Here is a 13,750-nt window from a genome sequence, read left to right as displayed (position 1 = left end):
TCTCTTGCACTAGCCACTTTTGCTGCGCTGCTTTCCATGCAATCCGCTCAGGCCGATGAAAAAATCCCCGTACTGAGCGCGCAAGAGCTCGTGAATTACTGCAAGCTACCAGCCAGTTCTGAATCCCGTAGCTACTGTATTGGCTACACCACTGCTATCTACGATACCTATCTGGCAACGCGTCACCAACAGCGTGCTAAGCCTTTCATCTGCGTCAAGCAACCTGCTCCAAAACGCGATGAAGTGATTGCTGAATACGTTCAATTTATTTCTCAAACCGCACCGATGCTGGCTCATGACCCTGCATCTGGAACCGTACTCAACTTTTTAGCCATGAAATTTGCGTGCGCCAAGAAATAATCACGACGTTTCCATCAAATTGATTTAATTACAGGATCTACAAATGAAAAAAATACTCGTTATTACCGCAGCGACAATTGCTATTGCAGGCTGCCCTAACATGAGCAATACCGAGCAACGTACTCTCTCCGGTGCTTCTATTGGCGCAGTTGCTGGTGGTGTTGGACTGCTATCTTCCACGGCAATCCAGTCCGCGGCGCAGTCGGTGGTGCTGCAGTTGGTGCAGCTTCAGGCTATGCTTATGACGCCTACAAGAAAAATCAGGCTTCTGAATACAATGCGGGTTATAAGGCCGGAAAGAGTTCGAATAGCAACTCTAGCGGTGACTAGTCTATAAGCTCTTAGCCTGAAACAAAAAGCCGCCCGAGGGTGGCTTTTCTTTTATCTACTGTTTGGCGGAAGGGGCGGGATTCGAACCCGCGGTAGGCTATTAACCTACGCACGCTTTCCAGGCGTGTGACTTAAACCACTCATCCACCCTTCCGGAACCGTTGATTATACGATTGCCGCAATGGGGATACCGCACACACCTTCTAGCTGACTTAGAGTGACTCTTTGAGTTGCTCCAAAATCGCTGGGTTTTCCAAGGTAGAAGTATCTTGCATTACTCCTTCGCAATCACACGCAATAAGCGACGCATGATCTTGCCAGAACGGGTTTTTGGCAAGTTATCACCAAAGCGAACATCTTTTGGCTTGGCAATCGGGCCAATTTCCTTACCAACCCAGTTACGCAACTCAGTAGCAATCTTCTTAGCCTCTTCGCCTGTTGGACGACCGCCTTTAAGCACTACAAATACGCAGATAGCCTCAGTCAGTTCGTCAGGACGGCCGACTACCGCGGCTTCAGCAACCAATGGATTCGCAACTAAGCAAGATTCGATTTCCATGGTTCCCATACGGTGACCAGAAACGTTCAACACGTCATCGATACGGCCAGTGATGGTGAAGTGGCCAGTGTCTTTATTACGAATTGCGCCGTCACCAGCGAGATAGAGCTTGCCACCCAACTCTTCTGGGGAGTACGACTTCACGAAGCGATCTGGATCGCCCAAAATCGTACAAATCATAGATGGCCATGGACATTTAACCACAAGAATTCCACCGTTTCCATTTGCACATCATGGCCAGCTTCATCCACAATCGCCGCCTGAATACCTGGCAATGGCAATGTGCATGAACCTGGAATCATTGGGGTTGCGCCTGGCAATGGAGAAATCATATGACCACCGGTTTCGGTTTGCCAGAAAGTATCTGCGATTGGGCAACGGGAGCCGCCCACATTCTCGTAGTACCACATCCAAGCTTCTGGATTAATTGGCTCACCCACTGAACCCAAGAGACGTAATGACGATAAATCAAAGCTCTTTGGATGCACTGCTTGATCGCTGCTCGATGCTTTGATCAATGAACGAATCGCTGTTGGTGCTGTGTAGAAAATTGTAGCTTTGTGCTTTTGAATCATTTCCCAGAAACGACCAGCGTTCGGATAAGTTGGTACACCTTCAAACACAATCTCAGTTGCGCCTACTGCGAGAGGACCATACGTAATATACGAGTGGCTAGTTACCCATCCAATGTGGGCAGTACACCAGAACACATCGTTCGGCTTAATGTCAAAGGTCTACTTCATGGTCAGAATCGCCCACAAGAGATAGCCGCCAGTAGAGTGCTGCACACCCTTTGGCTTACCAGTAGATCCAGAGGCATAGAGAATGAACAATGGGTGCTCAGCCTTACCCACTCTGGCCACAAGTAGTTGCTTCATTAGCAACGATTTCTTGCATCCACACATCCCGACCTGCTGTCATAGCAACATCGGTTCCGGTGGGCTTGCTGACGATCACGTGTTTTACCTTAGGGCACTCGCCAGTGGAGAGTGCTTCGTCGCAAATTGCTTTGAGTGGCAATACCTTACCGCCACGGTATTGACCATCAGCAGTAATCACGGCAACAGCGCCAACGTCCATAATGCGATCACGCAACGCTTGGGCAGAGAAACCACCGAACACGACTGAGTGAATCGCGCCGATACGAGCACACGCTTGCATCGCTACGATGCCTTCGATCGTCATCGCCATATAAATGATGACGCTGTCACCAGATTTGATACCGAGTTTTCGAAGTGCATTTGCCATTTTGCAAACACGCTCAAGCATTTCTTTATAGGTAACCTTAGTAACTGTGCCATCGTCTGCTTCAAAAATGATGGCGGTCTTATCGCCCAGACCAGCTTCGATCTGACGATCTAAACAGTTATAAGAAGCATTGGTTGTGCCGTCTGAAAGGCGCTTTCGATTCATCCAAAACCTTCGTAAAAGGCTTCTTCCAATAGATGTTCTCTTTTACAAGTCGACCCCAGAAACCGTCGTAATCTTTTTCAGCCTCAGCGCACAGCTTTTTGTAGGCCTCTATGCCTAAATGGCCGCACCCTTTACAAAGTCAGCAGGTGGGCTAAAAACGCGGTTTTCTTGCTTTAATGGTTCCATGCTTCACAGCCCTCTAATAAATAATCAATATTTTTTGCGTTAAAAAGGACGCAAAATGTCGCAAAATGAGGGTTTCTAGCCCTCAAGACTACTGAAGATAAGTGAAAACACTTGGGGTTTGCTCTATGGCAAACCCTTAAAATGGGGAAAACCTTACTAATAATGTGGAAATAAGCCTAAAATCATGACCAATATCAAACAAAACGACCTGATCCAAAGCGTTGCTGATGCCTTCCAGTTCATTTCTTACTACCATCCAAAGGATTTCATTGAAGCCATGGGCAAGGCGTACTCCCTAGAAAAGGGTGAAACAGCCAAGGATGCGATCGCTCAAATTTTGACCAATAGCCGTATGTGTGCAGAAGGTCACCGCCCTCTTTGCCAAGATACGGGCATTGCCGTGGTCTTTTTAAAAATTGGTATGAATGTACAGTGGCCGGATGCCACGATGAGCGTGACCGAGATGGTGAATGAAGGCGTGCGTCGCGCTTACCTTAATCCCGACAATACCTTGCGAGTTTCTGTATTGACCGATCCAGCGGGTAAACGCAAAAACAGTGGTGACAATACCCCCGCAGTAGTGCATTACGAAATCGTTCCTGGCGATGACGTTGAAGTCATCTGCGCTGCAAAAGGTGGTGGCTCTGAAAACAAAGCAAAGATGGTCATGCTTAACCCTTCTGACTCCATCGTCGACTGGGTTTTAAAAACCGTTCCCACCATGGGTGCGGGCTGGTGCCCTCCTGGAATTCTCGGTATCGGCATTGGCGGCACCCCAGAAAAAGCGATGTTGATGGCTAAAGAAGCATTGATGGGCCCAGTCGACATTCAGGAACTCATCGCACGCGGTTCAAAGAATCGCGTTGAAGAATTGCGCTTAGAGATCTACGAAAAAGTAAACAAACTGGGTATCGGCGCGCAAGGTTTGGGTGGATTGGCTACCGTCTTGGATATTAAGATTTTGGATTACCCAACGCATGCTGCTTCATTACCTGTGGCGATGATTCCGAACTGTGCTGCAACCCGTCACGTCCATTTCCATTTACATGGTGATGGCCCTGCAAAACTCGAGGCCCCTTCTCTCTCCGATTGGCCAGATGTAACTTGGACACCAGATGTTCAAAAATCCAAGCGCGTCAATTTGGATACCCTCACTGCAGAGGAAGTAGCGAGCTGGAAACCCGGCGAGACCCTACTTCTGAATGGCAAAATTTTGACCGGTCGCGATGCCGCTCACAAACGCATTCAGGATATGCTGGCCAAGGGCGAAGAATTGCCTGTTAGCTTTAAGAATCGCGTGATTTATTACGTTGGTCCAGTCGATCCAGTGCGCGATGAAGTGGTTGGCCCAGTAGGTCCTACAACTTCAACCCGTATGGATAAGTTCACCGAAATGATGCTCGCCAAAATTGGCTTAATTTCCATGATTGGTAAAGCTGAGCGCGGACCAGTTGCGATTGAGGCAATTAAAAAACATAAATCCGCCTACCTCATAGCGGTGGGTGGTGCCGCTTACCTAGTATCCAAAGCAATCCAACACTCTAAAGTGGTTGGCTTTGCTGACCTAGGCATGGAAGCTATTTATGAATTTGATGTCAAAGATATGCCGGTGACGGTAGCCGTGAACTCCGAAGGCATCTCCATGCATGAGACTGGTCCAAAAGAATGGCAAGCCAAGATTGGCAACATTCCGGTAACCATTGCTTAATTGCTAATGAATTTATCCGTCATTTAGTTAGGCATTGGCACCCACTTGTCACTGGTAGGCGTTTTTGATTCTGGCGTTGGTGGCTTATCCATTTTGGATGAAGCCCTACGCCAACTTCCGCAGCACGACTATATTTATCTAGCCGATTCTGCAAACGCGCCCTACGGTGAAAAATCGAGCGAGTGGATTGCGGAACGCAGTCTCGAGTTATGTCGGCACTTAGCCAGATCTGGGTGCGATGCCATTGTGGTCGCCTGCAATACTGCGACCGCTGAAGCAATCAAGCAAATTCGCGATCAAGTACCTATCCCGGTCATTGGAGTAGAGCCAGGCATTAAGCCAGCATCCATGCAAACCCAAAATGGTGTTGTTGGAGTATTAGCAACCGAAGCCACGCTGAAGAGCGATAAGTTCAATGCACTTTTAGCAACCCTACCAAATGATTGTCGCTTTATTAAACAAGCTGGGGCTGGATTGGTTCCTCTGATTGAGATGGGCGAGGCAGATGGCGAAGAAACCTTGGAGTTGCTGGCAAAACATCTAGAACCCATTCAAGACGCAGGCGCCGATACCATTGTTTTAGGATGCACACACTACCCTTTTCTACGCAAGGCTATTCGTAAACTATTAGGCAACTCGATCACATTGATTGATACGAGCGATGCCGTCGTAAGACAGTTAAGGCGCCAGTTAGAGCAATTCAAATCCGATGAAGGCTTGAATGAGGAGCGCCATGGCTCAGTTTCTTTTGTCAGCAGTAAAGATGATGCACCCTTGCTAAAGATGGCGCGAGATTTAATGCGCAGTGATCTAAATAATCATGCGTTGAATTCGAGCATGTTGGATTCTCAGTGATGAGTACCTCTTTACAAAAACTCGATATGCGTCTCCCATTCACCAAGACCGAACGCATCATCATTGGCATCGTGCTGCTGTTGCATGCTTTGCCAGCGTTAGAGTTTTTGCATTTTACGTCGCGACCACCCAAGCTCGATGACGCGCGTGTCATGGCCAATCTCGTTAGCCCCGATACAGCAGATAGCAAGTCACAGCCAACTGCTCCACCACCAAACCTCAAGAAGAGCCGAAGAAAAAGAAGGTTGAAGAAAAGTTATCGCAAAAGCCAACCCCTCAGCAAACCCAAAACACTAGCCAGCAGCAGAAAAGTGAGCCGCAATCGTCAAGCCAAATGCCAAATGCGGCAGTTGCACCCACAACGACTGGCGGCGCCAGTGGCACACCAATTCAGACAGACATTGGTAAACTCATCGTGGTGTGTCAGCCGGATGCGGATGCCTATTACCCATCGTTCTCCAAACGCTCAGGTGAACAAGGCACCATAGTGGTGCGCTTGATTATTGCCGAAAACGGCGACGTTGAAGACGTTGCGATACCGCAATCGAGCTCCTTCCCCAGATTGGATCGCGCCGCTACGGATATTGGTCGTCGCTATCGGTTTAAACCTTTTTTAGTTAATGGCTCGCCCCAACGAATCTCAACCAATCTTTTAATCAAATTTAATCTGAAGAATTAATCACTATGAATACACCTTTTGGAATTGCCAATCTATGGCTTGAGGGAGACGCCATCACTCGCTTTGTAGCGATTGCCTTATTGTTGTGCTCAATTGTGACCTGGGTTATTTTGCTCTCTCGCTATTGGGAATTGCGTAATTTGCGCAAGCTCAAACCTGAATTGGATCAGTTTTGGCATGCCACCTCCTTTGATCAAGGACTGCAGTCTTTCAGCAATCCCTCAATGAATCCCTACTATCAGATTGCAAAGTCTGCAAGCGACGCATCGATTCACCATCAGAGTCAAGCAACCAATCACCGCGAATTGCTGCAAACACTCAATTACTCCGAATGGATGTCCCGCAGCATTAAAAACAGCATCGATAGCATCGCAGCCAGCCTTCAAATGGGGCTAACCTTTTTAGGCTCAACTGGTGCTACCGCCCCCTTTATTGGATTGTTCGGCACCGTGTGGGGCATTTACCATGCGCTGATCTCTATCAGTAGCTCCGGTAGCGCACAAATTGATCAGGTTGCAGATTGGCGAGGCATTGATCATGACTGCTTTGGGTCTTGCGGTAGCGATTCCAGCCGTTCTTGGATTTAACGCGATCAATCGCGCCAATAAATTGCTGGTTGCGGATCTCAATCGCTTTGGTAATGATTTACTGGCCTATTTTGTTACTGGCGCTCGCGTTCAATCTGGAGACTAAGCATGTCTTTTCATCTGCAAGATGATCAAAACGACGACGCCATCATGGCGGAAATCAACATGACGCCGATGGTCGACGTGATGTTGGTGCTATTAATTATCTTCATCATTACCTTGCCAGTGATTCAGCAGGCAGTAAAGGTCGAATTACCCAAAGCCAATAGCGTCCGAAATGAAATCAAGCCCGAATCGATTCAGCTATCGATTGATGGTAAGGGTCAAATCTTCTGGAATAGCACTCCGATTGATATCAAAACCTTTGATGGCTATGCAGAAAAAGCGGCTCAAAAAGATCCGCAGCCGGAGATCAATCTGCGCGCCGATAAGTCGGTTAAATATGAATACGTTGCGCAAGTCTTGGCAGCATTTCGTCGCGCAGGCTTAACCAAGTTAGGGTTTGTAACTGACCTAACTAATATTTGGGATGTTATTGCTTGGCCTTATAGGGCATTTTGGATGGCAAGCAGAGTTCTTCGCTGACGTAGGTGCATAAACCCATCGTCTCACCCAATATGCCGCCCTGAATCTTTTCAGTCTTTTTAATTTACCGGTCACAGGATCAAGTGCAATCTGTGTCAGCACAGTTCCCGCTGAATACGAAACGCCCATCACATTTTCAGGCTCAAAGCTGGCTTCAATCATCATCAGAATATTTGGTCGCGCCAAGGTTACGCTTTTAACCACCTGCTTGCCGTAAGCATCGGATTGATCCAAATCCCGGCCATCTAAATAAATTTTGGCTTTCTGGCTGCCCGAAGCTAGGGTAATTTTCATGTCATATTCTTCGGTATAGCCTTTTTCAGAACGCTTGCAATAAAACTCCAGTACATCTATAGTCCAGGAACTTGTACTTACTAGAATGAGATTGAGGCAAAAAAAAGATATGGGATAGGCGCATAGACTCTGAATGAGGTATATGTCTTGGTAGTGGTGGTGCCCGAGGCCGGAATCGAACCGGCACGACTTTTTTGAGTCGGCAGATTTTAAATCTGCTGTGTCTACCGATTTCACCACTCGGGCTCGCACAAGCAGAAACTGCTGCGCTAAGTAAATTAAGACGATGTCTATTTTAGCATGTAAGCTCAAATTGCCCGCGCGGACCTATCCCAAGTAGGGGGCGCAAGAGTTTGCGCATTCCAGTTTGATTGGTTATGGATTTCATCAGCGTATTTTAAGGGTAGCGGGTTTATCTACGTCATATAACCATGGGGGTACTTGGTGCATTCATTTTGCTGATATTTACAGTCGGTTTGGTTTATTTATATTCAGCGCAGTCCAGCCCTTCAGGAAAACGCAGCATTAAAAATCTTGGGAATAGCGTTGTCATCAACTTTGATGAATCCGATATTCCACACATCAAAGCCAACAACCAAGCTGATGCTTTATTTGCCTTAGGGTATTTACACGCTACTGAACGTTCCTGGCAACTGGAAATGGATCGTCGCATTGCCAGTGGCAGACTCTCCGAAATCCTTGGTAGTGAGACGGTTAATAGTGAGACGGTTAATATTGATCGATTCATTCGCACTTTAGGAATAAAGTGTGCGGCTGAGCAGCAATTTGATAAATATCCTGTCGTAGCAAAACGGTTGTTACAGTCGTATGCAGATGGCATCAATGCAAGCAACGCGCATTTAGGTTGGGCTCTGCCAGTGGAATATTTTTTAACAGGATCTAAACTGGTCATTGGTCACCAACAGACAGTGTCGCTTGGATGCTCATGATGGCCTTAGATTTGGGCGGGAACTGGCATAAGGAATTGCAACGACTTGAGCTCTCGCAATTTCTGACTATCAAGCAAATCTGGGAAGTACTCCCCCCATATGAATCTGAGCCAATAACAAGTATGGATTTTGTCAAGCTTTACAAAGAACTCAATGTCTTTAATCCTAAAGCGGGGCCCATCGATTTCCGCCCAACCCCCCGCGACAGAGTTGTCCGCAATCGATGTTCCTGGCGGAAAAGATGGTATTGGCTCTAATAACTGGGCCTTAAGCGGAAAGCTGACAGTGAGCGAAAAACCATTTCTCGCCAATGATCCACACTTGGGATTATCTACGCCAGCGATTTGGTATTTTGCGCATTTAGATGCTCCCGGCTTAAATGTATTAGGAGGAACGCTACCCGGAATACCAGCAGTTATTTTGGGTAGATCCGAAACTTTTGCTTGGAGCTTTACTAATACCAATCCCGATGTACAAGATTTACACATTGAGCAAATCGATACCAAGAATCCCGGAATGTATCGAGGACCTGATGGCTTACTTCCCTTTAAAGTCCGCCAAGAAATCATTGATGTGAAAGGTGCGCCGTCGATTCACTTTATCGTCAAAGAAACGCGTCATGGCCCAGTCATCTCAGACTCATTGCTGAGCGCATTGGCGTATCTCCCACGTTAACAACTATATTTGCGGTTAGCACCGGGATACTGGGAGCTATCTTGGCACCATTTGTTCTTAATGCCTTAGGTATGAAGCGTGGTGGCAACGCGGTTTTGCAATCGGCATTGGCACTTCGAGAGCATTTAGCATTCATCCCGAAGCCGGAAACCTATGCAAGTCTAGCCATGGGAATGAACGGCGTTATTAGCGCTGTTGCCATTCCCATCATTTACCATTTGTTCAATAAATAAATCTGTAGTCCCTGGGGAGGCAAAGATACCCATTGATAGGAGCTTTGCTTTACCCTCAGGTGAATTCAGAATCTCATTTAATGCTTGATTGAGTTTATTGATGATTGGCTTAGGCGTTTTTGCAGGCGCCAACAAGCCCACCCAGTCATCAATCACAAAGTCTTTAATCCCACTTTCGATAAATGTGGGTACGTCTGGCATGCTAGGGCTACGCTTAACCGGCCACCATGCCAGGCACTGTTACTGTGCCCCAACCAATCAAATCCATCGCGGATTTCCCTGCAAAATACTCAGGAGTCCAAGCGCTGGGAGCGCGACCAGAAGCATTGAGTCCGTGAAGTTTTTTGCCATCCCATAAGATTGCAAATCCATCGCCACCCAAACCATTCATGGTGGGCTCAACAACGGTTAGTGTGATTGCAGTAGCTAACGCAGCATCCACGGCATTTCCACCCTGTTGAAGTGCTTCGATGTCGGCCTGTGTTGCCAATGGCTGCGAGCTAGCAACGGTGCTCTTGGCTAAAACTGGGGCGCAACCGCCACCAAAAGGAGGAGAAATAATCATGGAAGCTTATCTAGTGTTGGTGAAATTTAATCGACTTTAATATTGGCGGACTTGACTACTTTCTCCCGCTTGCTTGCTTCTTCAGCAGTAATTTCTGCTAACTTTTCAGAGTTAGCAAATTGAGGGTGGATACCTTGCGTGGCCATGCGCGCTTTAAAGTCAGGGTTCGTCAAAATTTTCCGAATCTCGCGTTCAAGCTTGGCAACAATGGCGGGTGATGTGCCTTTGGGAACGTAAATCGCATAAAAATTTTCAATATCAAATTGCCTCATGCCATCTTGGCCTAATGTTGGTACATTAGGCATGAGAGGGGAGCGTTCTGCTGCTGCAATGGCAATTGGCCGCAACTTTCCGATTTGGGTGTGCGGCAGTGATACGGTCACGCTATCAAACATCATTAAGGTATTGCCTGCGATTAAGTCGGGCAAAGCAAAGCTTGCTGCCTTTATAGGGAATATGAGTGCCAGCAGCATCAATACGCTGCATGAATAAAGTAGATTCAAGATGCGACAAGCTGCCATTGCCCTGCGAGGCGTAATTGAAATTTCCATTTTTGGATTTGATAAACGTAATTAACTCTTGGAGGTTTTTGGCGGGAACGCTGGGATTCATCCCAATTAAATTGGGAATCGTGCCTATGAGCGCAACGGGTACAAAATCTTTTTGTAAGTCAGTGGGTGGATTTTTAAATAGCGCAGATGAAATGGATTGATTCGTCAACGCACTCACGTGAATCGTGTATCCATCAGGCGCTGCCTTGGCTGCTGCTTGCAAACCAATGATTGGCCAAGCGCCTCAGCAAGTGGAGTAGTCACGCTGCGGGCAAAGATATCAGTGGACCCGCCAGCAGGAAAAGAAACAATCGCTAGTATGGGTTTTTTGGGCCAATCCAACTTTGGCGCTGCCCAAACTGAGTTCATACTGACTATGAGGGCGCAGACACTAAATAGAATCGATTTCAAGCGGGTCATAAGGTATCCAATTTTCCGTTTGGGATTAAAGAGTGGGTAGGTAATATAGTATTAGATATGCAAAAAGCACATCCATAAAAAGAGACACTCATGACCGAAGCTCATCAGCCTCCTAGAGGAATCGATATGTCAGCGTACTGGCTGCCTTTTACGCTAAATCGCTATTTCCACCGGCATCCCAAAATCATGCGCTATGCTAAGGGAGCTTACTACTTTGATGATCATGGAGGTATATTCGCCATAATCAAAGGCAAGAGGTTCAATCCAGTCAGATTGATTATCAGCAGAGCACCACAGCCCCGAAAGACCATCAAATAACTTACCCTCCATGAAATCCCGCCCAATGGCTCTGGCATTGCCGCTCAAATGGCTCTCGGCATTTTGCAAGCGGCCAATGTGAAGCAATATCCCGCAAATTCAGCGCAGCGTATTCACTTACAGATTGAAGCCATGCGAATCGCGTTTGCCGATGCATATGCTTATGTATCCGATGCTCGTTCAATGGCCGTTCCAGTATCGAGTCTATTAAATCGTGATTACCTAGTAAGTCGTGCTGCATTGATTGATCATCATCAGGCAGGCAGCTATGGTGCGGGCGACCCTCATTCTGGTGGCACGGTTTACTTATGCGCCGCAGATGAATCAGGTATGATGATCTCGTACATTCAATCGAACTTCAAAGGCTTTGGCTCTGGCGTAGTTTCTCCTGGAGGAATCGCTTTTCATAATCGTGGCATGAGTTTTAGCCTACAAGATGGTCACCCGAATCAAGTTAACCCAGGTAAACGTTGATGGACTTAGGGCCATGGGACACGAAGTTGCCGTTCAGCCTGCAAATAGCCTAGATTTTGGAAGCGCCCAAGCGATTGCCAAACTCAGTGATGATACTGTTTCTGCCTACATCGCCGGTAGCGACCATCGACGCGATGGTTTGGCGGCTGGATTTTAATTACAGAGGTCTTGGCAAACACGCTAGATAGAAGCGCTTAATTTCTTGATCGCAACTCACGTCTCTGGGCTCAATCGGCCTCTGTAAGGTGATGCCCTCGATGGTTTTACAGCGACTTAACGCGACATAAACCTGCCCTGATGCAAATGCACCTGAGGAGAGGTCGACTTTGACTTTATCCAAGGTTTTACCTTGGCTCTTGTGAATCGTCACTGCCCAAGCTAACATCAGCGGAATCTGTACGTAAGTGCCAATAATGCTGGGAGAGATTTTTCCTGACATCATGTCGTGATCGTACCGATATGACTCCCACTGATGCCCGCTTACCTCTGCGGTATTTGAATACGGTCCGTTCTGAACCATTACTTTCACCTTATCGGACAGAAGCTCACGCACTACCCCAATGGTTCCATTTACCCATCGCTTCGGAAATCCAGGGTCGGTCGCGGTAAACATCACCTTAGCGCCCACTTTTAAGATGAGCTGATTAGGCGACGGCAAATTGCGATCATCTACATTGAACTTACCAGTGGTTTTACCCACATAGGTCTTCGCATCGGTAGTCAGGGAACGTAGCCAGGCACCATTAATCTGATCTGCTCTGGCGTTGGTGGTGGTGAGCGCAATTGTTTGGTCATCAACCGCTTGATCTTTGCGATAGCACTGGGCATTGAGTGTATCGATCACCTCATCAGCGTCTTGATTAATGCGGATTTGATTTAATAGGCTAGCAAAACTGGCATCTTTTTGACGAAAGATCTTACTTAACTCCACCATCGTGACATCTTTGCGATGCAGAGCCATCGCGCAAAAGAAGTAAGGGCCTTCATATCCCCTATCTGCTAGCACCTGCTTGTCCGCAGCCGATACCACGGGCGGCAACTGAAATAAATCCCCCACAAACATCACCTGAATGCCACCAAAGGGTTTACCTTTTTGGGGGCCATTCTCGCGTAGGAATAAATCCATAGCATCCACTACATCTGCGCGAACCATGGAGATCTCATCAATGATGAGTAAACGAATATCTTTGTATAACCGCTTATCACGCAGAGGCTTGATATCTTCCTCAGGAAAGATTAAACGCGGAGGCAATCTAAAGAAGGAATGAATTGTCACTCCCCTTACTTGCAGAGCGGCTACTCCCGTTGGCGCCACAACAACCACATTGCCAGAAACGGTTTCTCGAAGATAGCCAATCAGCGTGGTTTTACCAGTGCCTGCTTTACCGCTAACAAAGATATAAGGATCGCCACGATCTATTGCCTCAATCACCGCTTCATAGTCTGGCGTAATTTCAATTTCAGGAGAATGGGTAATGGAGGAAGACATCCCTCATTGTTTCACGGCGTCAGCTACACACCGAAACCCAATGTACACGACAGCGATATCGCCCGACTTAGACTCCACATCAGACTCTTGCTGACGCTCAGGACCATATCACCAGGAATCTCCTCGGGTAATGTAACCCCCATTGCGTTCAGTCGACGTCCATTCCCATACATTACCACCCATGTGATACATCCCATTGACTCCGGGTTTAGTCGTTTTGGTGGTGACATGTCCTGTCCCGCGATTGAGAGCTCCCGCTGGTGCTAAGCCTTTATAGTTACCGCAACCACTAAGGCAATGCGAGACGGATGACGTACTACCGCCGGGAAACGGATATCGTTGTCCTTTGATGAATCCCGTCGGCGGATTAGACCGTTGCTCTAAAAACGCAGTAGAGGCCCATTTCGCGTCCGTTGGTAAACGTTTTCCGTAATACCGACAAATCGATTCCGCTTCCTTTTGATTAAGATGCACTGCAGGCTCTAAGTCACCTGCAGGAACCCCATAAGGCATTTTCCA

At 47.4% G+C, this 13,750-nt stretch carries 18 protein-coding genes, 2 tRNA genes and 3 pseudogenes; 13 read left to right on the top strand and 10 right to left on the bottom strand.

The features are described 5' to 3' along the window. Positions 1-36 precede the first annotated feature (36 nt). Positions 37-360 carry a Rap1a/Tai family immunity protein gene (locus BQ1619_RS03005; protein WP_114662193.1) on the top strand — a complete coding sequence of 108 codons (324 nt, stop codon included), beginning with the start codon at positions 37-39 and terminating at the stop codon, positions 358-360. A gap of 43 nt (positions 361-403) precedes the next feature. Continuing rightward, positions 404-697 carry a hypothetical protein gene (locus BQ1619_RS03000; protein ID WP_231968463.1) on the top strand — a complete coding sequence of 98 codons (294 nt, stop codon included), beginning with the start codon at positions 404-406 and terminating at the stop codon, positions 695-697. A 56-nt stretch (positions 698-753) separates the two neighbouring features. On the opposite strand, the gene BQ1619_RS02995 is transcribed toward BQ1619_RS03000, so the two are convergent. Both BQ1619_RS02995 and acs read right to left on the bottom strand, forming a co-directional pair. Then, positions 754-844, bottom strand: a tRNA-Ser gene (locus tag BQ1619_RS02995). Between the two features lie 58 nt (positions 845-902). Next, positions 903-2,848 (bottom strand): annotated as a pseudogene (gene acs / locus BQ1619_RS02990) (acetate--CoA ligase). A gap of 184 nt (positions 2,849-3,032) precedes the next feature. Here acs and BQ1619_RS02985 point away from each other — a divergent pair. The 5 genes and pseudogenes from BQ1619_RS02985 to BQ1619_RS02965 all read left to right on the top strand — a co-directional run bounded on the left by BQ1619_RS02985 (position 3,033) and on the right by BQ1619_RS02965 (position 7,262). Continuing rightward, positions 3,033-4,556 carry a fumarate hydratase gene (locus BQ1619_RS02985; protein ID WP_114662191.1) on the top strand — a complete coding sequence of 508 codons (1,524 nt, stop codon included), beginning with the start codon at positions 3,033-3,035 and terminating at the stop codon, positions 4,554-4,556. 45 nt (positions 4,557-4,601) lie between these two features. Then, positions 4,602-5,411, top strand: a complete 810-nt coding sequence (murI, locus tag BQ1619_RS02980; protein WP_114662189.1) for a glutamate racemase — start codon at positions 4,602-4,604, stop codon at positions 5,409-5,411. Between the two features lie 334 nt (positions 5,412-5,745). Continuing rightward, the gene (locus BQ1619_RS09645) at positions 5,746-6,090 is read left to right on the top strand and encodes an energy transducer TonB (RefSeq protein ID WP_231968462.1); all 345 of its coding nucleotides are present in this window, start codon (positions 5,746-5,748) and stop codon (positions 6,088-6,090) included. A gap of 5 nt (positions 6,091-6,095) precedes the next feature. Continuing rightward, positions 6,096-6,783 (top strand): annotated as a pseudogene (locus BQ1619_RS02970) (MotA/TolQ/ExbB proton channel family protein). 2 nt (positions 6,784-6,785) lie between these two features. Beyond that, positions 6,786-7,262 carry an ExbD/TolR family protein gene (locus BQ1619_RS02965; RefSeq protein WP_231968459.1) on the top strand — a complete coding sequence of 159 codons (477 nt, stop codon included), beginning with the start codon at positions 6,786-6,788 and terminating at the stop codon, positions 7,260-7,262. 451 nt (positions 7,263-7,713) lie between these two features. Here BQ1619_RS02965 and BQ1619_RS02955 read toward each other — a convergent pair. Further along, positions 7,714-7,802: transfer RNA gene (locus BQ1619_RS02955), tRNA-Leu, on the bottom strand. A 185-nt stretch (positions 7,803-7,987) separates the two neighbouring features. Between BQ1619_RS02955 and BQ1619_RS10215 the strand changes: the two genes are divergently transcribed. From BQ1619_RS10215 to BQ1619_RS10590, 4 genes are read left to right on the top strand one after another with little or no spacing between them, the layout of a single operon-like run. Next, positions 7,988-8,506 (top strand): penicillin acylase family protein, encoded by a 519-nt coding sequence (locus tag BQ1619_RS10215; protein WP_269460065.1) that lies wholly within the window; start codon positions 7,988-7,990, stop codon positions 8,504-8,506. Further along, the gene (locus BQ1619_RS10210; RefSeq protein WP_331851884.1) at positions 8,497-8,763 is read left to right on the top strand and encodes a hypothetical protein; all 267 of its coding nucleotides are present in this window, start codon (positions 8,497-8,499) and stop codon (positions 8,761-8,763) included. The genes BQ1619_RS10215 and BQ1619_RS10210 overlap by 10 nt, the downstream gene beginning before the upstream one ends. Further along, positions 8,660-9,181, top strand: a complete 522-nt coding sequence (locus tag BQ1619_RS10205; protein WP_269460064.1) for a penicillin acylase family protein — start codon at positions 8,660-8,662, stop codon at positions 9,179-9,181. Before BQ1619_RS10210 ends, BQ1619_RS10205 begins: the two co-directional genes overlap by 104 nt. Then, entirely contained in the window at positions 9,148-9,414 is a 267-nt protein-coding gene (locus BQ1619_RS10590) for an LrgB family protein (protein ID WP_114662187.1), read from the top strand. Before BQ1619_RS10205 ends, BQ1619_RS10590 begins: the two co-directional genes overlap by 34 nt. Here BQ1619_RS10590 and BQ1619_RS02940 read toward each other — a convergent pair. The 5 genes and pseudogenes from BQ1619_RS02940 to BQ1619_RS02925 form a co-directional block, all read right to left on the bottom strand. Beyond that, positions 9,343-9,615 (bottom strand): tripartite tricarboxylate transporter substrate-binding protein, encoded by a 273-nt coding sequence (locus BQ1619_RS02940; protein ID WP_114662185.1) that lies wholly within the window; start codon positions 9,613-9,615, stop codon positions 9,343-9,345. The genes BQ1619_RS10590 and BQ1619_RS02940 overlap by 72 nt on opposite strands. 16 nt (positions 9,616-9,631) lie before the next feature. Then, a pseudogene (locus BQ1619_RS02935) lies at positions 9,632-9,979 on the bottom strand (gamma-glutamyltransferase); the annotation flags it as partial. A gap of 26 nt (positions 9,980-10,005) precedes the next feature. After that, on the bottom strand, positions 10,006-10,377 hold the full coding sequence (locus BQ1619_RS10200; RefSeq protein WP_269460063.1) for a Bug family tripartite tricarboxylate transporter substrate binding protein: 372 nt from the start codon (positions 10,375-10,377) through the stop codon (positions 10,006-10,008). Then, a complete protein-coding gene (locus BQ1619_RS10195) occupies positions 10,367-10,753 on the bottom strand; it encodes a Bug family tripartite tricarboxylate transporter substrate binding protein (RefSeq protein WP_197711833.1) in 387 nt (128 codons plus the stop codon). Before BQ1619_RS10195 ends, BQ1619_RS10200 begins: the two co-directional genes overlap by 11 nt. A gap of 350 nt (positions 10,754-11,103) precedes the next feature. Continuing rightward, the gene (locus BQ1619_RS02925) at positions 11,104-11,316 is read right to left on the bottom strand and encodes a hypothetical protein (RefSeq protein WP_114662183.1); all 213 of its coding nucleotides are present in this window, start codon (positions 11,314-11,316) and stop codon (positions 11,104-11,106) included. Here BQ1619_RS02925 and BQ1619_RS02920 point away from each other — a divergent pair, their 5' ends adjacent. After that, positions 11,317-11,742 carry a gamma-glutamyltransferase gene (locus BQ1619_RS02920; RefSeq protein ID WP_231968458.1) on the top strand — a complete coding sequence of 142 codons (426 nt, stop codon included), beginning with the start codon at positions 11,317-11,319 and terminating at the stop codon, positions 11,740-11,742. It abuts the gene before it with no gap. Positions 11,743-11,755: 13 nt separating this feature from the next. Then, positions 11,756-11,899, top strand: coding sequence for a hypothetical protein (locus tag BQ1619_RS09630; protein WP_231968457.1), 144 nt, complete (start codon positions 11,756-11,758; stop codon positions 11,897-11,899). Here BQ1619_RS09630 and BQ1619_RS10190 read toward each other — a convergent pair whose 3' ends face one another. Then, positions 11,900-13,231 (bottom strand): ATP-dependent DNA helicase, encoded by a 1,332-nt coding sequence (locus BQ1619_RS10190; protein ID WP_114662181.1) that lies wholly within the window; start codon positions 13,229-13,231, stop codon positions 11,900-11,902. It lies immediately after the preceding gene. Positions 13,232-13,339: 108 nt separating this feature from the next. Beyond that, on the bottom strand, positions 13,340-13,744 hold the full coding sequence (locus tag BQ1619_RS02910; protein ID WP_114662179.1) for an SUMF1/EgtB/PvdO family nonheme iron enzyme: 405 nt from the start codon (positions 13,742-13,744) through the stop codon (positions 13,340-13,342). Positions 13,745-13,750: the final 6 nt, after the last annotated feature.

Origin of the sequence: Polynucleobacter necessarius, from assembly GCF_900095195.1 — a bacterium.
Lineage (GTDB): Bacteria > Pseudomonadota > Gammaproteobacteria > Burkholderiales > Burkholderiaceae > Polynucleobacter > Polynucleobacter necessarius_G.
The sequence above is the reverse complement of the archived record's forward strand: the minus strand, read 5'-3'. Positions and strand labels throughout refer to the sequence as shown.

Coding starts and splice junctions, on each gene's coding strand:
- BQ1619_RS03005 (WP_114662193.1), top strand. CDS start 37: ATGCAATCCGCTCAGGCCGATGAAAAAATCCCCGTACTGAGCGCGCAA.
- BQ1619_RS03000 (WP_231968463.1), top strand. CDS start 404: ATGAAAAAAATACTCGTTATTACCGCAGCGACAATTGCTATTGCAGGC.
- BQ1619_RS02985 (WP_114662191.1), top strand. CDS start 3,033: ATGACCAATATCAAACAAAACGACCTGATCCAAAGCGTTGCTGATGCC.
- BQ1619_RS09645 (WP_231968462.1), top strand. CDS start 5,746: ATGCCAAATGCGGCAGTTGCACCCACAACGACTGGCGGCGCCAGTGGC.
- BQ1619_RS02965 (WP_231968459.1), top strand. CDS start 6,786: ATGTCTTTTCATCTGCAAGATGATCAAAACGACGACGCCATCATGGCG.
- BQ1619_RS10215 (WP_269460065.1), top strand. CDS start 7,988: ATGGGGGTACTTGGTGCATTCATTTTGCTGATATTTACAGTCGGTTTG.
- BQ1619_RS10210 (WP_331851884.1), top strand. CDS start 8,497: ATGCTCATGATGGCCTTAGATTTGGGCGGGAACTGGCATAAGGAATTG.
- BQ1619_RS10205 (WP_269460064.1), top strand. CDS start 8,660: ATGTCTTTAATCCTAAAGCGGGGCCCATCGATTTCCGCCCAACCCCCC.
- BQ1619_RS02940 (WP_114662185.1), bottom strand. CDS start 9,615: ATGCCAGACGTACCCACATTTATCGAAAGTGGGATTAAAGACTTTGTG.
- BQ1619_RS10200 (WP_269460063.1), bottom strand. CDS start 10,377: ATGATGTTTGATAGCGTGACCGTATCACTGCCGCACACCCAAATCGGA.
- BQ1619_RS02920 (WP_231968458.1), top strand. CDS start 11,317: ATGGCTCTCGGCATTTTGCAAGCGGCCAATGTGAAGCAATATCCCGCA.
- BQ1619_RS09630 (WP_231968457.1), top strand. CDS start 11,756: ATGGGACACGAAGTTGCCGTTCAGCCTGCAAATAGCCTAGATTTTGGA.
- BQ1619_RS10190 (WP_114662181.1), bottom strand. CDS start 13,231: ATGTCTTCCTCCATTACCCATTCTCCTGAAATTGAAATTACGCCAGAC.
- BQ1619_RS02910 (WP_114662179.1), bottom strand. CDS start 13,744: ATGCCTTATGGGGTTCCTGCAGGTGACTTAGAGCCTGCAGTGCATCTT.